Origin of the sequence: Nonomuraea africana (assembly GCF_014873535.1) — a bacterium.
In the GTDB taxonomy this organism is placed as follows: domain Bacteria; phylum Actinomycetota; class Actinomycetes; order Streptosporangiales; family Streptosporangiaceae; genus Nonomuraea; species Nonomuraea africana.
On sequence record NZ_JADBEF010000001.1, the window covers coordinates 8,268,383 to 8,291,717 of the forward strand.

The following is a 23,335-nucleotide window of genomic DNA, read 5'->3' on the forward strand; positions in this document are numbered from 1 at the left end:
TTACGAGGTTGGCGCGACTGCTGACCACGGGAGGCTCAGCTCGCCCAGCCGCCAGCGTCCGGCCCCGCCCAGCGGCGCCGTGCGGTAGAGGGGCCAGCCGTCCGCCAGGGTCTCGACCGCGGCCAGCCACCGCTGGCGCAGGCCGTGCGCGCCGTAGGGGGCGGCGACGGCCCACGCCCTGTCGAAGTCGCGAAGGAACGCGTGGATCGGCTCGCCGGGCACGTTGCGGTGGATGAGCGTCTTCGGCAGCCGGTCGGCCAGCTCCGACGGCCGGTCGAAGGCGTTGAACCGGGCCGAGAACGTCAGCGTCCGCGGCCCCGCCGAGTCGAGGCAGACCCAGACGGCCCGGTGCCCGGTCTCCGAGCACGTCCCCTCCACCAGCACCCCGCCCGGTGCGAGCTTGCCGCGCAGCAGGTCCCAGTAGCCCCACGCCTCCGCCTCGCCGTACTGCCTGAGCACGTTGAAGGCCCTGACGACGGTCGGCGGGCGCGGGACGGGCAGCTCGAAGCCGCCGAGGACGAAGGACAACCCCTCCCTCTCGTACGGCCTGGCCAGCGCCACCCTGGCGGGGTCGATCTCGATGCCGACCATCTCGACGTCGCCCGCGACCGCGCGCAGCCTGGTGAACAGCTCGAGGGTCGTGCTGTGGGACGCGCCGTACCCCAGGTCGACCACGAGGGGCCGGTCGGCGGCCCGCAGCAGCCTGCCGTGGACGGCGCTCAGCCACCGGTCGGCCCTGCGCAGCCGGTTGACGCCGGTCGTGCCCCTGGTGACGCTGCCGACCGGTCTAGCCACTGACGCGGTGCACCTTGTGCTGGGCGGCCTGGGCGCGCGGCCTGATGACCATGCGGTCGACGTTGAAGTGCGCGGGCCTGGTGACGCTCCAGGTGATCGCGTCGGCCACGTCGTCGGCCGTCAGCGGGCCCGGCACGCCCTCGTAGATCCTCGAGGCCGCGTCGGCGTCGCCGCGGAAGCGGGTGAGCGCGAACTCCTCGGTCTGCACCATCCCCGGCGCGATCTCGATGATCCGCACCGGCTGGCCGACCAGCTCCAGCCTGAGCGTCTCGACCATCGAGGTCTGCGCGTGCTTGGCCGCGCAGTAGCCGCCGCCGCCCTCGTAGGAGACCAGGCCCGCCACCGAGGTCAGCATCAGCAGCACGCCGTCGCCCGAGGCGACCAGCTTCGGCAGCAGCGCCTGCGTCACCCTCAATGAGCCGAGCACGTTGGTGTCGTACATCCGCTGCCAGTCCTCGACGCGGCCCTCGGCCACGGACTCCAGCCCGATCGCGCCGCCCGCGTTGTTGATCAGCACGTCGCAGCGGGACAGCGAGGCGGCCAGCGCGTCGACCGACTCCTGGGAGGTGACGTCGAGCGTCACGGGCGTGATGCCGTCCACCTCGGCGGCCAGTTTCTCGAGCCGGTCCCTGCGCCTGGCGCCCGCCACGACCTCGTACCCCTCGGCGGCCAGCCGCCGCGCGGTGGCCGCGCCGATTCCACTGCTCGCACCGGTCACCACTGCCGTCTTCTTCATGGGCCCATCCTGCCAGGACGTAAAGAGCTGATCTCGCGTTGGGAATGTCGGGAAGTTCTGGCTAGTTATAACCCCTTCGGAGGTGATGTCTGGTGAGGCGACGCGTCAACAGGGTCGCGACGGTGAGCATGCACACGTCCCCGCTGGACCAGCCGGGCACCGGTGACGCCGGCGGGATGAACGTGTACATCGTGGAGACCGCCAAACGGCTCGCCCAGCTCGGCGTCGAAGTAGAGATCTTCACCAGGCAGACGGCCCGCGACCTGCCCCCCGTGGCGGAGCTGGCCCCCGGCGTGCTGGTCAGGCACGTCACCGCGGGCCCCTACGAGGAGCTCGACCGCCGCGAGCTGCCGGGACAGCTGTGCGCGTTCCTGTCCGGCGTGTTGCGCACCGAGGCGATGTACGAGCCGGGCCACTACGACCTCATCCACTCCCACTACTGGCTCTCCGGCCAGGTCGGCTGGCTGGCCAAGGAGCGTTGGGGCGTGCCGCTCGTGCACACCATGCACACCATGGCCAAGGTGAAGAACCTGCTGCTCGCCGAGGACGACAAGCCCGAGCCCCAGGCGCGGGTGCTCGGCGAGGAACAGGTCGTGGAGGTCGCCGACCGCCTGGTCGCCAACACCGAGGCCGAGGCGGGCGAGCTCATCGACCTGTACGGCGCGCCCGCCGCCAACGTCGCCGTGGTCAACCCCGGCGTCAACCTCACCGTCTTCCAGCCCGCCTCGCAGGGCGCCGCGCGCCGCCGGCTCGGCCTGCCGCAGCACGCCCACGTGCTGCTGTTCGTGGGCAGGATCCAGCCGCTCAAGGCCCCCGACGTGCTGCTGCGCGCCGCCGCCAGGATGCTGATCGAGGACCCCTCGCTGCGCGGACGCCTGGTGGTCGCCGCCGTCGGCGGCCCGTCGGGCAACGGTCTCGCCCGCCCGTCGATCCTCGCCGAGATGGCCGCCGAGCTCGGCATCTCCGACGTCGTACGGCTGGTGCCGCCCGCTCCGCAGCACGAGCTCGCCGACTGGTACCGCGCGGCCGACGTGACGGTCGTCCCCTCCTACAGCGAGTCCTTCGGCCTGGTCGCGCTGGAGTCGCAGGCGTGCGGCACCCCCGTGGCCGCGGCCTCGGTGGGCGGGTTGCGCACCGCGGTGCGCGACGGCGTCTCGGGAGTGCTGGTGGACGGTCACGACCCCGGCACCTGGGCGCGGGTGCTGCGCAGGTTCGTCGCCGAGCCGCGCTGGCGGGACCAGCTGTCCGAGGGCGCGCGGGCGCACGCCAACGCGTTCGGCTGGTCGGCCACGGCCGCCAGGCTGATGGACGTCTACGGCGGCGCCGTGTCACACCTGCGCGACATGTCTAGGCTTGCCGTATGAGGGATGTGGTCGAAGCCGCGCTCAAGGCCGCCGAGGTCTCCTTCGAGGAGCCACGTCCCGGCGCGTTCCTGGTCAACCTGCCCGGCCAGCACAAGCTGGCCACGATGACCTGGCTCATCGTCAGTGACCAGGCGCTGCACGTGGAGGCGTTCTTCTGCCGCCGGCCCGACGAGAACCACGCCGAGTTCTACAAGTGGCTGCTGGGCAGGAACGGCGGCATGTACGGCGTGCACTTCGCCGTCGACCCCGTCGGCGACGTCTACCTCGTCGGCAGGGTCCCGCTCGCCGCGGTCGGCGACGAGGAGATCGACCGGCTGCTGGGCTGCGTGCTCACCTACGCCGACGAGTGGTTCGACCGGGCGTTGGAGCTCGGCTTCGCCTCCTCCATCAGGCGCGAGTGGGAGTGGCGGGCCAAGCGAGGGGAGTCGCTGGCTAACCTGCGGGCGTTCGCGCGCTTCGCGGATCCTGATCGGTCGCCGTCGTAGCCTCGGGGTTCGGGACCACCCGCCTCCTGATCACCAGCCCGAAGGCGACCACGCACAGTCCGAGCCCGCCCGACACCACGAACGGCGCGGCGGGGCGCCAGTGGTCGTAGAGCAGGCCGCCCAGCGCCGAGACGCACATGATGCCCAGCGCGCCCATCAGCGCCTGCACCCCGAACGCCGACCCGCGCATCCGCGCGGGCGCCTGCTGGGCCAGCAGCGGCCCCGCGGTGTTGATGCCCGCGATCTCCCCGACGCCGACCAGCATGGCCACCACGATCATCCCCGGTCCGAGCGGGTCGCTGATCAGCAGTGTCGACAGATAGGACAGCGCCGCCACGAGCTGCGCGCCGATGACGAGGTTCTGCCGCCGCACCCTGTCGCCGAGCCAGCCGAGCACGGGGGAGGAGACCAGTGCCATCGTGTGCGCGATGCCGACGATCATCCCCGCTCTCGCCAGCGCCTCGGCGGCGCCCATGCCCTGTCTCGTCGCGTGGTCCACGATCCACAGGGACATGAACCCGGCGATCACCGCCAGGTCCGCCCTCGCCACGAACGCCGCCACGTACGCCAGCGCCGCCCCCGGGTCCCTGAACAGGGTCACGCCCTCGCGCACCAGGCGAGGGAGCGGCACGTGCATGGCGCTCACGCTCACTCTGGCGGGCGAGAGCGCGAACCGCATCACCACGGCGGCCACCAGCAGCCCGGCGGCCACGGCGAGGAAGGACACCCGCGAGGCGGCGGCCGGGCTCATGCCCTGGGCCTCGAACGTCCTGGGCAGCCTGGCCAGCGCCAGCACCGCCACCAGCCCGCCGAGGCCGCAGAAGACGCCCAGCACGCCGTAGGACCTGCCGCGGGAGTCCTCGCGCGCGTAGTCCATCGCGATCGTGGCGAACATCCCGCCGAGCGCCGCAGCACCCAGCGCGAACACCACGCGCAAGGCCACCAGCACGGTCGTGTCGCCCGCGAAGGGGAACAGCGCGGCGCCGAGCGCGCACAGGACGAAGCCCGCGACCACGAGGGGACGCCGGCCGTACCGGTCGGCGAGCGCGCCGTACCACGCGAGGCTCGCGATCATCGTCAGCTCGGCCGCGAAGCCGAGCAGGCCGACCATCCTTCCCTGCGCGCCCGCGGGCACGCCGAGCACCCCGCCCAGCAGGTACGGCGTGGCCGTCGGCAGGAAGGAGATGACCATCGTGGCCATGAGCCCGAGCGTCCAGCAGGCCCACATGTTGGTCTTGGAGAACCCTGGGGCGATTCCCACGCCGAGCACGCGCATGGGGTGATCATTATCCGGATTTAGCGTAAGATCAAGATCTGTGAGCTTTGATCCGAATATCCCCAATGTCGCGCGAATGTACGACTATTATCTCGGCGGTAAAGATAATTTCCCCGCCGATCGTGCGGCGGCCGAGAAGGTGCTGGAGATCGTTCCGCACATTCCCGTCGGGGTAAGGGAGAATCGCGGCTTTCTGGGGCGCGCCGTCCGGTTTCTCCGGGCCCAGGGCATCACCCAGTTCCTCGATATCGGCGCTGGGCTGCCGACGCGGGAGAACGTCCATCAGGTGGCGGGCGACGCGGCGAAAGTCGTCTATGTCGACAACGATCCGCAGGTGCTCGCGCACGCCCGCGCCCTGCTCGAGGACAGCCCCCAGGTCCGGATCATCGACGGCGACGTGCGTGAGCCCGCGCGTGTCCTCGCCGACGCGGGCGAGCACCTCGATCTCTCCCAGCCGGTCGCCGTGCTGATGCTGGCGATACTGCACTTCGTCCAGGACGACCCCCGGCCCATCGTGGCCACGCTGACCTCGGCGCTGGCGCCCGGCAGCTTCATGGCGCTCTCGCACGTCTGCAGCGACGTCCAGCCCGAGGCGGCGCCCGGCGTCGAACGCGTCTACCAGGGAGCCTCCGCGCAGTTCACCGCCCGCCGCTCACCGGAGATCATCGCTCTCTTCGACGGGCTCGACCTCGTCGAGCCGGGGGTGGTCAACCTGCCCGAGTGGCGTTCGGACAACCCCGACTTCATGCCGTTCAGGGATTCGCCCCCGTATTTCCTGTGTGGTGTGGCACGCAAGCCCGCTCGCTAGGCTTGTCCGCATGGCGACTTTGGTGCTCGTACGGCACGGCGAGAGCGAATGGAATGTCAAGGGCCTGTTCACCGGCTGGGTGGACGCCCCCCTGTCACCCAAGGGTGAGGACGAGGCCCGCAGGGGTGGCGAACTGCTGGTCGAGGCCGGCATCAGGCCCGACGTGGTGCACACCAGCCTGCTGTCCCGTGCGATCCGCACCGCCAATCTGGCCCTCGACGCGGCCGACCTGGCCTGGCTGCCGGTCACCCGCTCGTGGCGGCTGAACGAGCGCCACTACGGCGCGCTGCAGGGCAAGAACAAGGCCCAGACGCGCGAGGAGTTCGGCGAGGAGCAGTTCATGCTGTGGCGCCGCTCCTACGACGTGCCCCCGCCGCCGCTCCCCGACGACGACGAGTACTCCCAGGCAGCAGACCCCCGCTACGCGGTGCTGCCGTCGGAGCTGATGCCGAGGACCGAGTGCCTCAAGGACGTCGTCCACCGCATGCTGCCCTACTGGTACGACTCGATCGTGCCCGACCTGGTGGCCGGCCGCACCGTGCTGGTCGTGGCGCACGGCAACTCGCTGCGCGCGCTGGTCAAGCACCTTGACGGGATCTCCGACGAGAAGATCGCCGGGCTGAACATCCCCACGGGGATCCCGCTGCGCTACGAGCTCGACGCGGACTTCCGCCCGCTCGTCCCCGGCGGCGAGTACCTCGACCCCGCGGCGGCGAAGGCGGCCATCGAGGCCGTCGCCAACCAGGGACGCTGACGCGCCGCTCGGCGGGAAGGTGGAGCCTGCTGTAGTGCGTGCCGTTCGCCCGCTCCAGCACACTGGGTGGCATGCGTGAACGTTGGGACCAAGTGTGGCGCGGTAGCCGATATCTCCTGATCGGCCTGCCGACGGCGCTCGCGACGATGCTCGTCCTGCCGCTCCTGATGGTCGGCGCGATCTCCACGGCGCTGGGCGTCGGGCTCATGCTGTTCCCCCGGATAATGGCGGGCCTGCGGCTGTGGGGCGAGTGGCACCGCCGCAGGGCGGCCGCGGTGCTGGGCGTCTCGGTCGCGCCGCGGCACGCGACCCTGCCCAAGGGCGTTCGCGCGCAGTGGCGTCAGCTGCTGGACGACGGGGAGAACCGGCGCGACGTCCGCTGGGTCCTCTGGCACATCGCGACGGGCCTGCCCGCCGGGCTGGCGGCGCTCTGCTGCGTCGGCCTCACGGTGGGCGCCGTGGTCGCGGCCTCGTTGTGGTGGCTGTTCCCCGCCGACGAACCGCTCAGTCTGCTGGTGGGGATTCCCGTGACGAGCTGGGGGAGCGCGCTGCCCATGGGCGCTCTGCAGCTCGCCCTCGGCGTCGCCCTCACCTGGTGGGCGGTGCCGCGGCTGGCCCGGTGGGACGCCCGGGCGTGCCTGGCGGCGCTGGAGCCGTCGGCGGAGGACCAGCTCGCCGAGCGGGTCGGCGTGCTGACCGAGAGCCGCGCGGGCGTGCTCGACGCCCATGGCGCCGAGCTGCGCCGCATCGAGCGTGACCTGCACGACGGCACCCAGGCGCGGCTCGTGGCCATCGCGATGCGGCTGGGCGTGGCGAGGGAGGCGCTGCCCGACGACTCGGGGGCGCTCGCCAAGCTGCTGCAGGAGGCCCACGAGGGGACGGAGGAGGCCATGACGGAGCTGCGTGACGTGATCCGCACGATGTACCCGCCGATCCTGGCCGACAGGGGGCTGGAGGGCGCGCTGGCCTCGCTGACCGCGGGCTCGGCCATCCCGGCGGAGCTCGACCTCGGCGAGCTCGGCAGGCTGCCTGCCGCCGTCGAGGCGGCGGCCTACTTCATCGTGGCCGAGACGCTCACCAACGCCGCCAAGCACAGTGGGGCGACCCGTGTCACGGTGCGGATGAGCAGGCGAGGTGGCAGGTTGCTGATCGAGGTCACCGACGACGGGCTCGGCGGCGCCGACGAGAGCCGCGGCACCGGCCTGGTCGGAATCCGGCGCAGGGTGGCCGCGCTCGACGGGACGGTGCTCGTCGCCAGCCCGGTGGGCGGTCCCACCGCGGTCACGGTGGAGCTGCCATGCGCGTCGTGATCGCCGAGGACAACGTCCTGCTCTCCGCGGGCCTCGAACTGCTTCTGGGCACCAAGGGCATCGACGTGGCCGCCGTCGTCACCGACGCGCCGGGGCTCATGGCGGCCGTGGACGAGCACCGGCCCGACGCCGTGATCGCCGACGTACGGCTGCCGCCGAGCTTCCGCGACGAGGGGATCAGGGCGGCGCTGGAGATCAGGCAGGCCCATCCCGGCCTGCCGGTGCTGGTCCTGTCGCAGTACGTCGAGAAGGTGTACGCGCGCGAACTGCTCTCCGACGGCTCGGGCGGAGTCGGCTACCTCCTGAAGGACAGGGTGAGCAGGGTCGGCGCGTTCGTCGACGACCTGCGCAGGGTCGCCGACGGCGGGACCGTGATGGACCCCGAGGTCATCGCCCAGCTCATGGCCGGCGGGACCGCCGTCGACTCGCTCACCAACCGCGAGCGCGAGGTGCTCGCGCTGATGGCCCAGGGTCTCGGGAACACCGAGATCGGCAAACGGCTGTTCGTCACGGACAACGCCGTGCACAAGCACGTAGGCAACATCTTCGCCAAGCTCGGCCTGCCGCCCTCCGACGGCGGCAGCCGCAGGGTCCTCGCCGTCCTGACCTTCCTCAACAGCAGGCAGTGACCCAGGTGACCGGGCGGGCCTGCGGAGAGGGGAGAGCCCGGCTCTCCCCTCGGCCCGGACGGGAGCCGTGCGGCGACCTCAGGACGGGCGGGAGCCGGTGACCAGGTAGACGACGTCACGCGCGACGCGGACCGCGTGGTCGGCGTAGCGCTCGTAGTAGCGGCCGATCAGCGTGATGTCGATGGCCGGCTCCACGCCGTGCTTCCAGTCCTTGTCCAGGATCTCCTTGAACAGCCGCCGGTGCAGCCTGTCCATGGCGTCGTCGTCCTGCTCGAGCTCCATCGCCGACTCCACGTCACGGCTGGCGACGCAGGAGCCCGCCTTGGTGATGAGGTTCTCGGCGATCTGGCCCATCTGCACGATCGTGGAGCGGATCTCCGGCGGGATCGCCGACTCGGGGTGGCGCAGCCGCGCGACCTTGGCCACGTGCTCGGCCAGGTCACCCATGCGCTCCAGGTCGGTGCCCATGCGCAGCGCGGTGATGACCATGCGCAGGTCGACGGCGACCGGCTGCTGCCTGGCCATCAGCTCGTAGATGGAGGCCTCGATGTCCGCGAAGATCCGGTCGATCTCCTCGTCGTGCGAGATGACGCTCTCGGCCAGCGGCAGGTCGGCGTCAAGGAGGGCGGTGGTGGCCCTCGAGATGGCCGAGCGGACAAGCCTGGTCATTTCCACCAGCTTGTCCGTCAGCGAATCGAGTTCTTCGTGGTAGGCGTCACGCATGCCGTCACCGTACGTGTCCGGCGATGAACGAACCCCGACCGCGAGATGAACTTTCCGGGAAAGGGGTCGTTCATGCCCTGGTGAGGGGTCTGTAACGCGGAAAAGGCGACCTACCATCGAGTCGTAGGACTCAGGAAGGATGCGCATGGGTGAGATGGCCATGAGCTTTGCGGCTTTGGCCGGATTCGTCGTCGGGGCGGTCGCTGTCCTTTTCTACCGGAACCAGATCGAGATCCCGGGCAGGACCGACACGGCCGAAGACGCGGAGACCGGCGCCCTTCCGCAGGGCGTGGCCTCCGTGCTGGCCGTCCTGCCATCCTCCGCGGTGGTGCTGGACGCGCACGACCGCGTCCTGCGCGCCAGCTCGGCCGCGCGGGCCTTCGGTTTAGTGAAGGGTGATCGGATGATGGCCGCCGAACTCCTGGCACTGGCCAGGCAGGTACGGCGGGACGGCGAGATCCGCGAGAGCGAGATCGACGTCGCGGGACACAAGTTCGGCCAGGAGGTCACCAACTTCGCGGTGCGCGTGGCGCCCCTCGGCTCCCACGGCCAGGTGCTCGTGCTCGCGGAGGACCAGACCGAGCGGCGCAGGGTCGAGGCCGTCCGCCGCGACTTCGTCGCCAACGTCAGCCACGAGCTCAAGACCCCGGTGGGCGCGCTCAGCCTGCTCGCCGAGACGATCCAGGACGCGGCCGACGACCCCGAGGCGGTCACCCGCTTCGCGGGCAGGATGCAGCACGAGGCGGCCCGGCTCACGTATCTGGTGCAGGACCTCATCACGCTGTCCAGGATCCAGGGCGCCGAGCCCATCCCCACGCCTGGACAGGTCGCCATCGACGAGGCCGTCCACGACGCGATCGACCACTGCAACACCAAGGCCCTCGCCAAGGACATCACGCTGGTCGCGGGTGGCACCGAGGGGCTGCGCATCTGGGGCGACGACGAGCTGCTCGTCACCGCGCTGCGCAACCTCATCGACAACGCCATCGCCTACAGCCCCGAGCACACCAGGGTCGTGGTCAGCGCCAGACCCGCGGGGGACTCGGTCGAGATCAGCGTGAGCGACCAGGGCATCGGCATCCCCGAGGAGTCGCTGGAGCGCATCTTCGAGAGATTCTTCAGGGTCGACGCGGCCAGGTCCCGCGCGACCGGAGGCACCGGCCTCGGCCTCGCCATCGTCAAGCACGTCGCCGTGGCGCACGCGGGCGAGGTGAGCGTGTGGAGCAAGGAGGGTTCCGGCTCCACGTTCACGCTCCGCCTTCCCGCGTTCGGCGGCTCCGCCGTACCCGTACAACGCCCCCTGGAGGCCGCCAATGGCTGAGCGGCGCGAAGCCATCAAGAACCACCGCTCGCTTCGGGTCGCGAACCCGACTAAGGAGGGATCGTGACCCGCGTTCTCGTCGTGGAGGACGAGGAGTCGTTCTCCGACGCCCTGTCCTACATGTTGCGCAAGGAGGGGTTCGAGGTCTCGGTCGCGACGACCGGCCCCGAGGCGCTCGACACCTTCGACCGCAACGGCGCCGACCTGGTGCTGCTCGACCTGATGCTGCCCGGACTGCCCGGCACCGAGGTCTGCCGCTCGCTGCGGCAGCGCTCCAAGGTGCCCGTCATCATGCTGACCGCCAAGGACAGTGAGATCGACAAGGTGGTCGGGCTCGAACTGGGCGCCGACGACTACGTCACCAAGCCGTTCTCCTCCCGCGAGCTCGTCGCCCGCATCCGCGCGGTGCTGCGGCGCCAGGGGGACACGGTGGAGGAGCTGGAGTCGGCGGTGCTGGCGGCCGGGCCCGTCAGGATGGACGTGGACAGGCACATCGTGGCCGTGCGCGGCGAGCAGGTGCAGCTGCCGCTGAAGGAGTTCGAGCTGCTCGAGGTGCTGCTGCGCAACGCGGGCCGGGTGCTGACCCGCGGCCAGCTCATCGACAGGGTCTGGGGCGCCGACTACGTGGGCGACACCAAGACGCTCGACGTGCACGTCAAGCGGCTGCGCGCCAAGGTCGAGGCCGACCCGTCCAACCCCCGCTGCATCCTGACCGTGCGCGGACTCGGCTACAAGTTCGACCCCGTCGAAGACTGACCCCACAGCCAGAACCCCGCCTGCTGTACGGCAGGCGGGGTTTCGCTGTTCAACGGCCCTTCCGAGCCTCCCAGTGACCTTCTCAGGTGCTCAGGGACCCGATCGGCCTTCTCCGCGGCCTCACGGGCGACCTTCTCGCGGCCCCATTGGGCCTCGAACGGCCTTTTGGGGGCTCCGAAGGGCCTTCTCGGGTTCGGGAGTGCCTCAGGGACTTATGGGGCTTTCAGCGGCCCCAGGGCGCGCCTTGTGAGGTCTCTTCCATGCGGGGGGTTTTACGTCTCGCCGTGACGGCGGGCGACCGGAGTCCCGCTGGGTGCCCGCCCGTGACGGACGGCACCCTGCGGGGACGGAGGCGCCGGGAAGGCTGTGCCGTACAGGAAAGGCACGAAGATCAGTGGCCGGACTCGTGCGCGGTGGTGGACGGCGTCGGAGTGGGGGGAGCGGGGGTCGCGCCCGGAGCCATGGGGTAGTCCTTGAACTCGCGGCTGCGGGTGATGACGGGCACCGTGACCGGCACCGACCCCGCGTTGGCGAACTGCAGGTTGAGCTTGACGCTCTCGCCGCCGCTCAGCGCCTTGGTGAGGCCCTCGATCATGATCTGCGGCGCCGGCTTGCCGGTGTTCACGCCCTGGCTGACGGGAAGCGCGATCGGGGCGGCCAGCTTCACGTTGCCCAGACCCTCGGCGACGACCCCCACGAGCTGGTCGGCCGCGCCGTTGGTGTTGACGAGGTGGAGGTAGACCGGCGCGGACCCGCCCTGGGCGAGCTTGGCGCCCGAGTCGGGGCCCAGCACGAAAGCCTGGGGGATCTTGATGCCCCGCGTGCCGTAGGCGCCGTCCTGGATGAGTGCGGCGGCCTCGTTCGGGGCATAGGGCTTGTTGGTGTTGGCGTCGAATCCGGCGGCGCAGCCGGCCAGTACCGGTGCGGCAAGGAACGCAGCGGCGGCGATAATCCAGCGACGGCTGGTCACGGGCGGGTTCTCCTTATGGCGCGCGTGCGAGTTGGGGCAGCGCCCACCTTATCCATCCACCTTCATGGTCATATCCGCACCCCCGCAGGTCATTCGGTATGTCAGACTCTGTGATTCACAGAGTTGAACGGTTGTCAAGTGGTAATATGCGCCTTTGACCTGCAGTTATGGTGATTTCACTGTTCCGGGAGGCTGTGGACGCGTGGTACCCTGGAGTACAGCGGAAGGGGTACTTGTCACATGACTTTCCAGGTCGGCGACACTGTCGTCTACCCCCACCACGGGGCTGCACGGATCGAAGAAATCACGACCCGGACCATCAAGGGTGTGGAAAAGACCTACCTGGTTCTCAAGGTCGACAAGGGCGACCTTACCGTCCAGGTGCCTGCGGAGAACGCGGAACTTGTCGGTGTGCGCGATGTCGTCGGCCAGGAAGGCCTTGAGCGCGTTTTCGACGTTCTGCGCATGCCCCACACCGAGGAGCCGACCAACTGGTCGAGGCGCTACAAGGCAAATCTTGAGAAGCTCGCTTCGGGCGACGTCAACAAGGTCGCCGAAGTCGTACGCGACCTGTGGCGTCGTGACCGCGAGCGCGGCCTGTCGGCAGGCGAGAAGCGGATGCTGGCCAAGGCCCGCCAGATACTGGTGAGCGAGCTGGCTCTCGCGGAGAAGACCAACGAGGACAAGGCCGAGGCCCTGCTCGACGAGGTTCTCAACTCCTGAACACGAATCTCCCACGGGTGGGCGTCGGAGTCGACGTCCACCCGTTCGCATCTGGCCGTGAGCTCAACCTGGCCGGCCTCCACTGGCCGGGCGAGACAGGGCTCGAGGGCCACTCCGACGGCGACGCGGCCGCTCACGCGGCCTGCGACGCGCTGCTGTCCGCCGCGGGTCTCGGTGACCTGGGCGGGCTGTTCGGCACGTCCGATCCACGCTGGGCCGGAGCCGCCGGCATCGCGTTGCTCGAGGAGACCGCCCGCGTCGTTCGCGCGGCCGGGTTCGACATCGGCAACGTGGCCATCCAGGTGATCGGCAACCGGCCCAAGCTGGCGCCCCGCCGTACCGAGGCGGAGAAGGTGTTGAGCGCGGCCGTCGGCGCGCCGGTGAGCCTCAGCGCGACCACGACCGACGGGCTCGGCCTTACCGGGCGGGGCGAGGGCATCGCGGCGTTCGCGACCGCGCTCGTCGTCGCGAGGTCAACCGATCCCGCGTCAGGCGCGTCTATCTAGCGAGGGGTAATCCCGGCGGGTGGTGCCTAGCCCGCCGTGCCACCGAGGGCGGCGGTCCGTCACTGGCGCGGTACGGACCGCCGCCCTTGGCATGCGTAACCTGGGAGGACGCCGGGTATGTCACCCTCCTGACAGGTACCGTCACGGGGGGAGTCTGACATGATCGGCTCGATCATTTCCGCGATCGTCTTCGGCATCATCATCGGCGCGATCGCGAGGCTCATCGTGCCCGGCAAGCAGAACATGTCACTCGCCATGACGTGGGTCGTCGGTGTCGTCGGCTCCCTGCTCGGCACCTTGGTCGCGTACCTGCTCGGAGTGAGCGACACGCCCGGCATCAACTGGATACAGCATGTTCTCCAGATTCTCTTCGCGGTCGTCGGAGTGTTCATCCTCGCGCGCGCCCAGATGAGCAAAGGCACGCGTTGACCTGCGTTTTCGGCATACTCGCGATAATCACGTGATAGACGGGTAATCGACTCCCGTGGGGAGTGAAAATCTCACTCTCACGGGGAGGTTCTCATGACAATCGAAACCATCCTCGGTGCCATCGTCATCGGGGCCGTCATCGGCGCGATCGGTCGTCTACTGCTTCCCGGCAGGCAGGCCATCGGCTGGATCCTGACCATCGTGGTCGGCATCGTGGCGGCACTGATCGGCACCGCCCTCGCCCAGGTCCTCGGAGTCCAGACGACTCCAGGCATCGACTGGATAGAACTGGTCATGCAGGTGGTCCTGGCCATTGTCGGCGTAGGCATAGTGGCGGGTCTTCGTCGCGGCACGAGCGTCTGAACGGACCTCCTTCTCACCTCGCTGTCGGGTGTTCGCGCGGTGGGGCGGAGGCTGTCACTGTCCTGCGGGAAGGGATCGTGTCCCGTCACTTCCCGCAGCGTTCCCTCGAGACGGGACCTGAGGCCATCGGATCGCCGGCGCGCACAGGCGCGCCGGCGATCGTGCTGTATGGGGACTTTCCGGGTCGCGCACGACTGGGCTGATTCCAGCGATGGGGGTCGGCTCGCTGTGGCCGCGAGATCAGGCTTTCATCCCTCGCCCGTGGCTCCCATCCGCCGGGTGGGGCTGCACCATCATCCGGGTGGGGCTGGTGCGCCATCCACCCGGATCGGGGCCTCTTTGCGCCGTCCCTCGGGCGGGCGGGGTGCTGCTCCGTCTCGGGCGCTCGGCGCTGCTGCTTGATCCCTCGGCCTTTGTCGCCCTCCGGTAGGGCTCTCCCCTCGGGCGGGCGGGTGCCGCTCCTCCCTGGGCGGGCGGTGCCGCTCCTCCCTGGGCGGGCGGTGCCGCTCCTCCTCGGGCGGGCCGGGGGTGGTGCTTCATTCCTCGGGTGGGCGTGGGGTGCTGCGGAGGCGTCCTGAGGGGGCGTCGGTGTACGGCGCGGCCTGCGCTTCGGTGGACTCCCCGGCGGGTCCGTCGAAGGGCTGGGGAGCGGGCTCCGGCGTGGACTCCGCAGGGCCGTGCGTGGGCTCGGTCTCGTCGGCCGCCTCGGGGCCGTGGCCCGGGTCGGGGGCGTCGGCGGCGGCGAAGGTGCGCGCGGGGCTCGGCGTGGCGTCGGTGATGACGCGGACGGGCTGGGTGTCGGCGTCGCGGTTGGCGTCGGGGCGGGGGTGGACGAGCACGTCGGCCGGCTCCGTCCTGCGCAGATCCCCCCAGCGAACGGGCCGCCGACGAGCAGGCTCGGGCTCGCGTTCCCTCTCGGTCTCCGACACGGCCTCATGGGCGGGCCCCGCCGCATGGGGCACAACCCCCGGCCCCAGCTCCGGCTCGGACCTCGGCACCGGCTCCGACGTCTGCCTCGGCTCGGACTCCGGCCTCTCCTCGAAGCCCAGCCCCTCCTCCGACCTCGGCGTCAAGTCGGGCCCCGGCGTCTCCTCATGCCCCGGCGGCTCCACGTGGCCCGGCCTCTCCTCGGGTTCCGGCTTCAGCTCGGGTCCCGGCTTCGGGGCGGGCTCGTTTGTGGTGTCCGCGTGGGGCGTGGACCCCGGCTCCACGGCGGGCTCGTATGTGGGTTCTGCGTGGAGCTCGGGTTCGGGCGAGGGCGACTGAGCGGCGGCTGCCGTGGGCGGCTCCGTCGTCTCGTGATGCGGGTGCCGGTGCGTCGAGGGAATGCGGTGTGGTGCCGTGTCGGCCGCTGGGGCCTCCCAGATCACCGGCGCGGGCTCCTCCACGGCTGCGGGCTCCTCCGCGCGGGCTTCCGCTGAATGGGCCTGCGCTGGGCGGGGCTCCTCCGTGCGGGCTTCCGTTGAGAGGGCTTCCGTTGAGCGTGGTTCCGCTGGGTGGGGTTGCTGGTCGTCGGGCCGGTTCAGGGAGTCGGAGTCGGGGCGGGGTTCCGGGACGGCGTGCGGTTCGGGCTCGGACCTCTTGTGCGGACCCGACTCCCAGCGCGTGACACGCTCCGATACCGGGATCGTGGGCGCCGGGATCGTGGGGAGCTGTGACATCGGCGGGGTCTCGGGAGCGGGAGTCGGCCCGACCACCGGAGTCGGCTCGGGCTCCTGCTGGGCCGTGCCGGTCAGGGGAGGCGCGTCACGATGTCCGCGGAAGGGCACGATGTCGCGCTCCGCCGTACCGGCCAGGTCGTCGGAGGGCTCGTGGCGGGTCTGCACGTGCTTGATCAGCACCAGCCACAGCCACAGCGCCACCGCCAGCAGTACCCACGGCGTGACCGCCACGCCCACCGCCACCCGCTGGACGGGCAGGCGGCTGAGGCCGCCGGTGGCGGCCAGCGCGTTGACGGTGGCGGCGGCCACGATGAGCAGCACCAGCACGACGGCCGCCTGGGCGCGCACGAGCAGCCGTCCCGAGCGCAGCAGCAGCACGCTGATCAGCGCGACCGCCAGCAGGGCGTCGAAGCCCGCCGGGTAGAGGTAGGCGAGGTCGGCGCGGGCCGTACCGAGAACGGCGAGGGCGCGCAGGTCGTCGAAGGAGAGCACGCAGGCGGCGGCGGTAAGGCCCGCGACGGCGAGCCCGGCGAGCGCGATGCCGATGCGGCGCAGCGCGGAGGGGGGAGTCACGTCCATGGCGTTTCGAGCCTACAGAACAATGGTGTTCATGAACGAGGACGTACGTAAGCTGTTCGACGCCGCGAACTACGCGACAGTGACGAGCATCAATCCCGATGGCGGGCCGCAGTCGACCGTGGTGTGGGTGCGGACCGACGGAGACGACATCCTGTTCTCCACGGTGAAGGGGCGCCGCAAGCCACGCAATTTCGCGCGCGATCCCAGGGCCAGCATTCTGGTCGTCGACCCCGGCAATCCCTACAGGTACGCCGAGGTGCGAGGCAGTGTGGTCATGGAGGACGACCCCGACGGCGAGCTGATACAGGAGCTCTCGCACAAGTACACAGGCAAGGCATGGGAGGAGAAGGCGGGCAACGAGCGCTTGATCGTCCGTATCCGACCTGAGAAGGTGACGCTCCGGGGCTGATTCTTCGGCCTGTAGAGCGGGGTGAGGCATTAGCCTTGCGTTCGTGAGCCTGCACCTATACGACACCAGCACGCGCGCCATCCGTGAATTCGTTCCGGTCGAAGCCGGCCGGGCGTCGATCTACCTGTGTGGGGCCACCGTGCAGGCGCCTCCGCACATCGGGCACATCCGCTCCGGTGTCAACTTCGACGTGCTCAGGCGCTGGATGACGCGTTCCGGCTACGACGTGACGTTCTGCCGCAACGTGACCGACATCGACGACAAGATCATTCGGGTGGCCGCGGCCGAGGGCGTGCCGTGGTTCGTCATCGCCGAGCGCAACCAGCGGGCCTTCTCCTGGGCGTACGACACGCTCGGCTGCCTGCCCCCGACCGTCGAGCCGCGCGCCACGGGGCACGTGCCCGAGATGATCACGCTCATGCAGCGCCTGATCGAGCGCGGCCACGCCTACGCCTCGGGCGGCGACGTCTACTTCAACGTCCAGTCCTACGCCTCCGAGTACGGAAAGCTCTCCAACCAGAAGCTGGAGAACATGCGTGCCGCGGGCGACACCGACGACGAGTCGTGCAAGCGCGACCCGCGCGACTTCGCGCTGTGGAAGGGGGAGAAGCCGGGTGAGCCGACCTGGCCGACCCCGTGGGGTCCCGGCCGTCCCGGCTGGCATCTCGAGTGCTCGGCCATGGCCACCAAGTACCTCGGCTCGACCTTCGACATCCACGGCGGCGGGCTCGACCTGATCTTCCCGCACCACGAGAACGAGATCGCGCAGTCGCAGGCCGCCGGCGACGGGTTCGCCCGCTACTGGATGCACAACGGCATGCTCAAGATCGGCGCCGAGAAGATGAGCAAGTCACTCGGCAACTCCCTGCTCATCCCCGACCTGCTGCAGCGGGTCAGGGCGGTCGAGCTGCGCTACTACCTCGCCGCGCCGCACTACCGCTCCTCGATCGACTTCTCCGAGGAGGCGCTGCTCGAAGCGGCCGCCGCCTACCAGCGCATCGAGGGATTCGTCACACGCGCGGCTGAGGTCATCCACGACGTCGACGCCGACGCGCCGCTGCCCCAGGCCTTCGTCGACGCCCTCGACGACGATCTGGGCACGCCCCAGGCGCTCGCGGTCGTCCACGAGGTGGTGCGTGAGGGCAACGTGGCGCTCGCGCGCGGCGACAAGGAGGCGGTCGCCAGACTGCTGGCCGAGACGCAGACCATGCTCGACGTGCTGGGCCTCGACCCGCGTTCCCAGCAGTGGCGCACGGGCGACTCGGGGCTGCGTCCGGTGGTCGACGCGCTCGTCCAGGTGGCCCTCGACCAGCGCGCCCTGGCCAGGCAGCGCAAGGACTACGCGGCCGCCGACGCGATCAGGGACGGACTCACCGCGGCGGGCATCACCGTCGAGGACACCCCGCACGGGGCGCGATGGGAGTTGACCCGCTAGTACCCTTGGTGACATGGCAGCAGGTGGAAGAGCGTCGGGCAGGCCCTCCAAGAAGAAGGGACCGGCCAAGGGCACGGGTGGCAACGTCCGCCGTTCCCTGGAAGGCAAGGGCGCGACTCCGCCTGCGCACATGAGGCACTGGTACAAGGACAAGGCCCGCGGCGAGCGCATCGCGCGCGAGGAGCGGGGCGGCGGCGGTTCCTCGAAGGCTCCGGTACGGCAGAAGCGGTCCGAGGACGCGCCCGAGTACATCGGCGGGCGCAACCCGGTCCTCGAGGCGCTCCTGGCAGGCGTTCCGGCGAACGCGCTCTACGTCGCCCAGCGCATCGACAACGACGACCGCGTCCGCGAGGCCATCAAGGTCGCCGCGGGCAACGGCGTCGCGCTGCTCGAGGTCAGCCGCGACAAGCTCGACCGCCTCACCGAGGGCGCCGTCCACCAGGGCATCGCGCTGCAGATCCCGGCCTACTCCTACGCGCATCCGTCCGAGCTCGTCGAGATCGCGCACGACGCCGCCGAGGTGCCGCTGATCGTCGCCCTCGACGGCGTGACCGACCCGCGCAACCTGGGCGCCATCGCCCGCTCGGCCACGGCGTTCGGCGCGCACGGCCTGCTCATCCCCTCCCGCAGGGCGGCCGGCGTCACGGGCGGCGCCTGGAAGACGTCGGCGGGCACCCTCGCCAACCTGCGCGTCGCCCGCGCCGCCAACCTGACGGCCGCGCTGCGCGAGTACCGCGAGGCGGGTCTGTTCGTGGTCGGCCTGGACGGCTCGGGCAGGGTCGACATCGACGAGGTGGAACTCCTGCAGGAGCCCCTGGTGGTGGTCGTAGGGTCCGAGGGCAAGGGGCTGTCGCGGTTGGTGAGCGAGCAGTGTGACGTGGTGGCCCGGATCCCGATGCACGCGGCTGCGGAGTCGCTGAACGCGGGAGTGGCGGCTGGGGTGACGTTGTACGAGGTCGCTCGTCATCGGCGGCGGTAGCGTCTAGACTGTTGGGCCGTGCCGACGTAGCTCAATCGGCAGAGCATCTGTCTTGTAAACAGAAGGTTTGGGGTTCGATTCCCCACGTCGGCTCTGTTGCGAGAAGCCCCTGAACAGGGAAGACCTGTTCAGGGGCTTCTCATTTGCCAGGACAATCTTGAAATCTTGCTAACAGCCTTGCTAACAGGAGACTCCGTGACTCTGGAAGAGCACCCCGGCACGTGGACCTACGACCCCGAGGCGGGGGCCGCGTACATCTACCTGCGGGGCCCGATCGCGCCCGGTGGCGTGGCGCGGACGGTCACGGGGGACAGCCCGATGGTCAACTTCGACCTGGACGAGAACGGCCGAGTGATTGGTATCGAGATCCTCGCCGCGTGGCCAGGAGAATAGGAAAGAGGGACCTCCCGAGCTTGAGGAGCCCTCGTGCCTGGCATGGATCTTCAGGCGGCGTTCATGACGGCGTCCGCGAACACGTCGGCGGCCGTCGCCGCTTGCTCATGGATGACGTGTGCATGGACCCGGAGGGTGATGGCTGGGTCGGCGTGACCCAGGCGGGCCGCGACGACGTGGACGGGGACTCCCGCCAGGAGCAGCGTCGTCGCGTGGATGTGGCGAAGGTCGTGGAGGCGCGCGTGGTTCTACAACCGCCGCCGCCTGCATTCGGCGCTCGGCTACCGGCCACCCCTGGAAGTACTCAACGAGTCCCTTTCAACCCAAACGGCCGCATAGGCTACGCCCATAAGACGGCTGTCCGGAATCACCGTGGCCCCTCAATGCGCCTCGTGGTGACCCTTGCATTCAAGACCAGCTCACTATGGCTGCCTGGTCGGGCAGATGTCGCGGTAGGGCACGTCCTTGAGGAAGGCGGCCCAGTCGGCCGGGGAGAGCGTGTGCCCGGCACGGCGGCACACGTCCTGGACGATCCGCTCGGCACCGATCGGGATCCTGTAGACGGAACCCCAGTCGGCGGCGTAGAGGGTGGAGCCGTCCGGGCCGAAGGCGAGCGAGGTGATCTGGGAGCCGTGCAGGTTGAACGCGCCGCCGAGCCGCCGCATGGCGTTGACGTCCCAGATCTGGAGGATGCCCTCCATGGTCACGCTGGCGAGCAGATCGCCCTTCGTCGAGAAGGCCAGTTCCGTGATCTCACCCGTCGTCCCGCGCAGGACCGGCGTGATCTGGACCGGCCCCTGGACCGTCCACATCGCGATGCGGCCGGCAGAACCGGCGCTGAACGCCAGCCGCCCCTGGCTGCTGACGGCCACTGCCGAGGCACCGCGTACGACGTCGAAGGCCGCGTCGACCGGCTTGCCGGTGGTGAGGTCTATGAACCTTCCGAAAGTCGAGGCGAGGCGCCCGTCCGGCGTGTACGGCCCGCCGCCGATCTGCGAGCTGAACGTGCGCAGGACGCGCCCACGGGCGGTGTCCACCACGAGTAGCCGGAAGCTGCCCTCCTGGGAGGATGGCTGGAGCGTGAGCGCGATCGTCTTGCCGTCCCGGCTGAAGTCGACACGTTCGGGGTTGTTCGTGTTCGTGTGGGGCGTGGAGAGCTGCCAGAGCTTCTTATGTGTCGCGAGGTCGATCAGCCGCACGCTCGCGAGGTCGGCGATGAGCATGCGTGTGCCGGTCCGGTCGAATCCCCATGCCCCGAATTCGCGGAGCGGGAACGTCGCCACCTCCTTGCGGCCGCGCAGGTCCCAGAGCCCGAGGCGGTTCTGATCGGGATCCTCCATCGCCACCCACCGTCCTCCGGGGCTGAGTTTCGCCACTCCCTTCCTGACATGGGTGGCGCCGGCTCTCGGCGACAGGTCGAGGCTGATGACCATGTTGTCGTAGAGGTAGCGCAGGGTCCTGCCGTCGGGGTCGAACCGAAGGTCGGTCAGCTCGTCCTCGGCCCGGTAGGTGAGGATCTGCTTCCGGTCGGCGACCTTCCACACGCGCAGCTCGCGTGCGGCGAAGGCGGCCAGGTAGTCGCCGTCCTGGCTGAAGCGCAGCTGGGCCCCGGATTTCGTGCAGATGTCGCAGGCCCAGTCGTCATCGCCCCGTTTGTGTTCACGACCGGTCGCCGCGTCGACGAGCGCGATCGTGGCGGCCGCGCAGGCGATGGTCTTGCCGTCCGGGGTGAAAGCCGCCACGTCCGCGTGAATGCGGCAGGGCGCCAGGCGCCGCTCCCGGGTCCAGCCCGGCAGCGCCAGCTCGTCGAAGCGTCCACCCGTCAGCAGCAGGTGTTTGCCTGTCGGATCGACGAGCGGAGGCTGCCACGGCGTCGTGCCGCCGTCCGTGTAGAGAGCCTTGCCGAACTGCTTGCCGGTCGCCACGTCCAACAGGTAGACGATGTCGCCCTGGTACAGCACGGTGAGGATCGACTCGTGCTCACCCCAGATCGCGCTGTACCCGCCGCGTTCCCCCAGGGAGCGCCGCACCAGTTGCTTTCCCGAGGTGAGGTCCCAGACTCCGAGCTCTGAACCGATCGTCAGGGAGAGCAGGCGGCCGCTCTTGTTGAGCGCCGGCTCCTGAGGAGTCCCGTCCTTCAGCCTCAGCCCGGCCCAGCCACCGGTGCGCTTGCCGGTGCGGACGTCGTAGACGTTCACGCCGGCCTCGCTGACGCTGACGAGTGTGCGGCCGTCAGAACTGAGGGCGCGGTGGGCAAGGCCCTTGACCAAGGGATCGCGGAAGACCGCCGTCTCCTGCTGCTGCAGGGAGGCGATGAGACTGGATCGGGCCTCCAACTGCGGTGAGACCCGCCAGGCGGCCACGCTCAGCAGCATCGCCTTGACCGGGTCGGTCGTGCGCATGCGGTCGGCCTCCGTCGCCACCTGCTTGGCGGTGAGGATGTCGCGCTGTTCGGTGGCCTGCTGCTGCTGATAGACGGCCAGCCCTCCGGCGACCATGGCCACAACCAGCAGCCCGGTCAGTGCGATCGTGGTCAGCGTTCTGCGGCGGGTCCGCTTCCTGGTCAGCTCTGTGCCTGCCCGCAGGAAGTCACGCTCGGCGGGGGTGAGCGTCACGTGACGGCGACCGGTCGCCGCCCAGCTGAGCGCCTGCTCCAGGCGGCTGCCCTGGAGCAGGTCGCCGTCCCGCCTGCCGTTGTCGGACCAGCGCCGTGCCGCCGCGGAGATCTGGCCCAGTACGGCCAGGCCATCGCGGTCGGCGTCCACCCACATGCGCAGCCGCGGCCAGGCCCTCAGCAGCGCGGGCCTGGACAGGGCGACCGAGGTGTCCTTCGTGGTCACCACGTACGAGAACGCCCGCAGGATCCGCTGAACCGCCGCCGCCTCGCGCTCTGGGCGCCCGCCGTACAGCTCCTCGCGCGAGGCCCACCGCCCGCTCTCGTACCCGTCCTCGTCCACGGTCACCATCCGCAGGAACACCTCGGCGGCCAGGTCGCGCTCCTCTGGCGCGAGTGCCGCGTAGGCGTCCTCCGCGATCGTGCCGAGCGCCGGATCACCTTGGTCGGACCCGTGCACGCCCTGCGCCGAGCGGCTGCCCGCCGCCAGCAGGCTTCTGGTGTCGGCGGCGTTGCCGCTGACCAGCGCGAGCAGCAGGTCGCGTGCCGCGGGCCTGGCGGCGGGATCCTTCGCCATCGCGGCCGCCACCAGCTGGGCCAGCCGCGGCGGCAACGCCCGCAGATCCGGTGCGGAGGACAGCACCTGGTGCATCACGCCGCCCAGGTTGTCCGCCTTGAACGGATCCTGCCCCGTGGCGGCGAACACAACGACGGCACCCCACGCGAACACGTCGGCGGGCGCCCCCGCGCGCTGCCCGATGAACACCTCGGGCGCCATGTAGCTGGGCGTGCCCGAGATCTCGCCCGTCCTCGTCAGCGACATGTCCAGGGTACGGGCGATGCCGAAGTCGATCACGCGTGGGCCGTCCGGGCCGAGCAGCACGTTGTCCGGCTTAAGGTCGCGGTGGATGACGCCCGCGTCGTGGATCGCGGTCAACGCGGTGGCGATCGCCGTCGCCAGCCGGTGGAGGTCGTCCTCGGTGAACCTGCGGCCCTCGTTCACGGCCTTGCGCAAGCTCGGCCCCCCCACGTACTCCGAGACGATGTACGGCTTGCTGCCCTCCAGATCGGTGGCGAGCACCCGGGCCGTGCAGAACGAGGCCACCCGGCCGGCCGCAGTCGCCTCCTTGGCGAAGCGGTCACGGCTGCCGCCGTCGTCCGACGCGTGCAGCACCTTGATGGCGACCCTGTGTCCTTCGGGGTCGTAGGCCTCGTACACGACTCCCTGGCCGCCCGAACCAAGGCGTCCAGCCAGCCAGTAATCCCCGATGTGCTGCGGATCTCCCGCGATCAATGCGTCCACGGCGCGTTAGATGA

General features: G+C 70.2%; 23 protein-coding genes, 1 tRNA gene and 1 pseudogene. 17 read left to right on the forward strand and 8 right to left on the reverse strand.

Features of this window, described 5'->3' with window-relative positions; all coding sequences use genetic code 11:
* Entirely contained in the window at positions 1–795 is a 795-nt protein-coding gene (locus tag H4W81_RS39655; RefSeq protein WP_192779490.1) for a class I SAM-dependent methyltransferase, read from the reverse strand.
* Positions 788–1,531 carry an SDR family NAD(P)-dependent oxidoreductase gene (locus H4W81_RS39660; protein WP_192779491.1) on the reverse strand — a complete coding sequence of 248 codons (744 nt, stop codon included), beginning with the start codon at positions 1,529–1,531 and terminating at the stop codon, positions 788–790. The genes H4W81_RS39655 and H4W81_RS39660 overlap by 8 nt, the downstream gene beginning before the upstream one ends.
* A 92-nt stretch (positions 1,532–1,623) precedes the next feature.
* On the opposite strand from H4W81_RS39660, the gene mshA reads away from it, so the two are divergent.
* Both mshA and H4W81_RS39670 read left to right on the forward strand, forming a co-directional pair.
* Positions 1,624–2,895 (forward strand): D-inositol-3-phosphate glycosyltransferase, encoded by a 1,272-nt coding sequence (gene mshA / locus H4W81_RS39665; RefSeq protein WP_192779492.1) that lies wholly within the window; start codon positions 1,624–1,626, stop codon positions 2,893–2,895.
* Positions 2,892–3,380, forward strand: a complete 489-nt coding sequence (locus H4W81_RS39670; protein WP_192779493.1) for a type III secretion system chaperone family protein — start codon at positions 2,892–2,894, stop codon at positions 3,378–3,380. Before mshA ends, H4W81_RS39670 begins: the two co-directional genes overlap by 4 nt.
* On the opposite strand, the gene H4W81_RS39675 is transcribed toward H4W81_RS39670, so the two are convergent.
* Positions 3,328–4,656 carry an MFS transporter gene (locus tag H4W81_RS39675; RefSeq protein ID WP_192779494.1) on the reverse strand — a complete coding sequence of 443 codons (1,329 nt, stop codon included), beginning with the start codon at positions 4,654–4,656 and terminating at the stop codon, positions 3,328–3,330. The two genes, H4W81_RS39670 and H4W81_RS39675, sit on opposite strands and share 53 nt — an antisense overlap.
* Before the next feature lie 40 nt (positions 4,657–4,696).
* Here H4W81_RS39675 and H4W81_RS39680 point away from each other — a divergent pair, with 40 nt between their 5' ends.
* The 4 genes from H4W81_RS39680 to H4W81_RS39695 all read left to right on the forward strand — a co-directional run bounded on the left by H4W81_RS39680 (position 4,697) and on the right by H4W81_RS39695 (position 8,157).
* Positions 4,697–5,464: an SAM-dependent methyltransferase gene (locus tag H4W81_RS39680; RefSeq protein ID WP_318782350.1), complete on the forward strand. Its 768-nt coding sequence runs from the start codon at positions 4,697–4,699 to the stop codon at positions 5,462–5,464.
* Positions 5,465–5,474: 10 nt separating this feature from the next.
* Positions 5,475–6,218: a phosphoglyceromutase gene (locus H4W81_RS39685; protein ID WP_192779495.1), complete on the forward strand. Its 744-nt coding sequence runs from the start codon at positions 5,475–5,477 to the stop codon at positions 6,216–6,218.
* Between the two features lie 71 nt (positions 6,219–6,289).
* Entirely contained in the window at positions 6,290–7,528 is a 1,239-nt protein-coding gene (locus tag H4W81_RS39690; RefSeq protein WP_192779496.1) for a sensor histidine kinase, read from the forward strand.
* Complete coding sequence (locus tag H4W81_RS39695) at positions 7,516–8,157, forward strand: response regulator transcription factor (RefSeq protein WP_192779497.1); 642 nt, start codon at positions 7,516–7,518, stop codon at positions 8,155–8,157. The genes H4W81_RS39690 and H4W81_RS39695 overlap by 13 nt, the downstream gene beginning before the upstream one ends.
* A 78-nt stretch (positions 8,158–8,235) precedes the next feature.
* Here H4W81_RS39695 and phoU read toward each other — a convergent pair whose 3' ends face one another.
* On the reverse strand, positions 8,236–8,880 hold the full coding sequence (gene phoU / locus H4W81_RS39700) for a phosphate signaling complex protein PhoU (RefSeq protein ID WP_192779498.1): 645 nt from the start codon (positions 8,878–8,880) through the stop codon (positions 8,236–8,238).
* 154 nt (positions 8,881–9,034) lie between these two features.
* On the opposite strand from phoU, the gene H4W81_RS39705 reads away from it, so the two are divergent.
* Both H4W81_RS39705 and H4W81_RS39710 read left to right on the forward strand, forming a co-directional pair.
* The gene (locus H4W81_RS39705; protein WP_192781315.1) at positions 9,035–10,201 is read left to right on the forward strand and encodes a sensor histidine kinase; all 1,167 of its coding nucleotides are present in this window, start codon (positions 9,035–9,037) and stop codon (positions 10,199–10,201) included.
* Positions 10,202–10,264: 63 nt separating this feature from the next.
* On the forward strand, positions 10,265–10,957 hold the full coding sequence (locus tag H4W81_RS39710; RefSeq protein WP_192779499.1) for a response regulator: 693 nt from the start codon (positions 10,265–10,267) through the stop codon (positions 10,955–10,957).
* A gap of 391 nt (positions 10,958–11,348) precedes the next feature.
* Here H4W81_RS39710 and H4W81_RS39715 read toward each other — a convergent pair whose 3' ends face one another.
* Entirely contained in the window at positions 11,349–11,927 is a 579-nt protein-coding gene (locus H4W81_RS39715; RefSeq protein ID WP_192779500.1) for a copper chaperone PCu(A)C domain-containing protein, read from the reverse strand.
* Between the two features lie 240 nt (positions 11,928–12,167).
* Between H4W81_RS39715 and H4W81_RS39720 the strand changes: the two genes are divergently transcribed.
* The 4 genes from H4W81_RS39720 to H4W81_RS39735 all read left to right on the forward strand — a co-directional run bounded on the left by H4W81_RS39720 (position 12,168) and on the right by H4W81_RS39735 (position 13,948).
* Positions 12,168–12,650, forward strand: a complete 483-nt coding sequence (locus H4W81_RS39720) for a CarD family transcriptional regulator (RefSeq protein ID WP_181615762.1) — start codon at positions 12,168–12,170, stop codon at positions 12,648–12,650.
* A gap of 17 nt (positions 12,651–12,667) precedes the next feature.
* Entirely contained in the window at positions 12,668–13,156 is a 489-nt protein-coding gene (ispF, locus tag H4W81_RS39725; RefSeq protein ID WP_192779501.1) for a 2-C-methyl-D-erythritol 2,4-cyclodiphosphate synthase, read from the forward strand.
* A gap of 159 nt (positions 13,157–13,315) precedes the next feature.
* Positions 13,316–13,585 (forward strand): GlsB/YeaQ/YmgE family stress response membrane protein, encoded by a 270-nt coding sequence (locus H4W81_RS39730; RefSeq protein WP_192779502.1) that lies wholly within the window; start codon positions 13,316–13,318, stop codon positions 13,583–13,585.
* Positions 13,586–13,678: 93 nt separating this feature from the next.
* Positions 13,679–13,948 carry a GlsB/YeaQ/YmgE family stress response membrane protein gene (locus H4W81_RS39735; protein ID WP_192779503.1) on the forward strand — a complete coding sequence of 90 codons (270 nt, stop codon included), beginning with the start codon at positions 13,679–13,681 and terminating at the stop codon, positions 13,946–13,948.
* A gap of 536 nt (positions 13,949–14,484) precedes the next feature.
* Here the strand turns inward: H4W81_RS39735 and H4W81_RS39740 are convergent.
* Positions 14,485–16,188: a DUF2637 domain-containing protein gene (locus H4W81_RS39740; protein ID WP_192779504.1), complete on the reverse strand. Its 1,704-nt coding sequence runs from the start codon at positions 16,186–16,188 to the stop codon at positions 14,485–14,487.
* Between H4W81_RS39740 and H4W81_RS39745 the strand changes: the two genes are divergently transcribed.
* From H4W81_RS39745 to H4W81_RS39765, 5 genes are all read left to right on the forward strand, one after another.
* Positions 16,187–16,597, forward strand: coding sequence for a PPOX class F420-dependent oxidoreductase (locus tag H4W81_RS39745; protein ID WP_225959012.1), 411 nt, complete (start codon positions 16,187–16,189; stop codon positions 16,595–16,597). The genes H4W81_RS39740 and H4W81_RS39745 overlap by 2 nt on opposite strands.
* Before the next feature lie 43 nt (positions 16,598–16,640).
* Positions 16,641–18,032, forward strand: coding sequence for a cysteine--tRNA ligase (cysS, locus tag H4W81_RS39750; protein WP_192779505.1), 1,392 nt, complete (start codon positions 16,641–16,643; stop codon positions 18,030–18,032).
* A gap of 13 nt (positions 18,033–18,045) precedes the next feature.
* Entirely contained in the window at positions 18,046–19,011 is a 966-nt protein-coding gene (gene rlmB, locus H4W81_RS39755; RefSeq protein WP_192779506.1) for a 23S rRNA (guanosine(2251)-2'-O)-methyltransferase RlmB, read from the forward strand.
* A gap of 20 nt (positions 19,012–19,031) precedes the next feature.
* Positions 19,032–19,104, forward strand: a tRNA-Thr gene (locus tag H4W81_RS39760).
* Positions 19,105–19,206: 102 nt separating this feature from the next.
* The gene (locus H4W81_RS39765) at positions 19,207–19,404 is read left to right on the forward strand and encodes a DUF2283 domain-containing protein (RefSeq protein ID WP_318782351.1); all 198 of its coding nucleotides are present in this window, start codon (positions 19,207–19,209) and stop codon (positions 19,402–19,404) included.
* A 50-nt stretch (positions 19,405–19,454) separates the two neighbouring features.
* On the opposite strand, the pseudogene H4W81_RS39770 reads toward H4W81_RS39765, so the two are convergent.
* Both H4W81_RS39770 and H4W81_RS39775 read right to left on the reverse strand, forming a co-directional pair.
* Positions 19,455–19,637: pseudogene (locus H4W81_RS39770) on the reverse strand (tyrosine-type recombinase/integrase); the annotation flags it as partial.
* A 189-nt stretch (positions 19,638–19,826) separates the two neighbouring features.
* Positions 19,827–23,321: a protein kinase domain-containing protein gene (locus tag H4W81_RS39775; RefSeq protein WP_192779507.1), complete on the reverse strand. Its 3,495-nt coding sequence runs from the start codon at positions 23,319–23,321 to the stop codon at positions 19,827–19,829.
* Between the last annotated feature and the right edge of the window lie 14 nt (positions 23,322–23,335).

Excerpts from the sequence above, each read along its gene's own strand:
- H4W81_RS39660 (WP_192779491.1), bottom strand. The coding sequence starts at position 1,531 with ATGAAGAAGACGGCAGTGGTGACCGGTGCGAGCAGTGGAATCGGCGCG.
- H4W81_RS39670 (WP_192779493.1), top strand. The coding sequence starts at position 2,892 with ATGAGGGATGTGGTCGAAGCCGCGCTCAAGGCCGCCGAGGTCTCCTTC.
- H4W81_RS39675 (WP_192779494.1), bottom strand. The coding sequence starts at position 4,656 with ATGCGCGTGCTCGGCGTGGGAATCGCCCCAGGGTTCTCCAAGACCAAC.
- H4W81_RS39685 (WP_192779495.1), top strand. The coding sequence starts at position 5,475 with ATGGCGACTTTGGTGCTCGTACGGCACGGCGAGAGCGAATGGAATGTC.
- H4W81_RS39690 (WP_192779496.1), top strand. The coding sequence starts at position 6,290 with ATGCGTGAACGTTGGGACCAAGTGTGGCGCGGTAGCCGATATCTCCTG.
- H4W81_RS39695 (WP_192779497.1), top strand. The coding sequence starts at position 7,516 with ATGCGCGTCGTGATCGCCGAGGACAACGTCCTGCTCTCCGCGGGCCTC.
- phoU (WP_192779498.1), bottom strand. The coding sequence starts at position 8,880 with ATGCGTGACGCCTACCACGAAGAACTCGATTCGCTGACGGACAAGCTG.
- H4W81_RS39705 (WP_192781315.1), top strand. The coding sequence starts at position 9,035 with ATGGCCATGAGCTTTGCGGCTTTGGCCGGATTCGTCGTCGGGGCGGTC.
- H4W81_RS39720 (WP_181615762.1), top strand. The coding sequence starts at position 12,168 with ATGACTTTCCAGGTCGGCGACACTGTCGTCTACCCCCACCACGGGGCT.
- H4W81_RS39730 (WP_192779502.1), top strand. The coding sequence starts at position 13,316 with ATGATCGGCTCGATCATTTCCGCGATCGTCTTCGGCATCATCATCGGC.
- H4W81_RS39735 (WP_192779503.1), top strand. The coding sequence starts at position 13,679 with ATGACAATCGAAACCATCCTCGGTGCCATCGTCATCGGGGCCGTCATC.
- H4W81_RS39745 (WP_225959012.1), top strand. The coding sequence starts at position 16,187 with ATGGCGTTTCGAGCCTACAGAACAATGGTGTTCATGAACGAGGACGTA.
- H4W81_RS39740 (WP_192779504.1), bottom strand. The coding sequence starts at position 16,188 with ATGGACGTGACTCCCCCCTCCGCGCTGCGCCGCATCGGCATCGCGCTC.
- rlmB (WP_192779506.1), top strand. The coding sequence starts at position 18,046 with ATGGCAGCAGGTGGAAGAGCGTCGGGCAGGCCCTCCAAGAAGAAGGGA.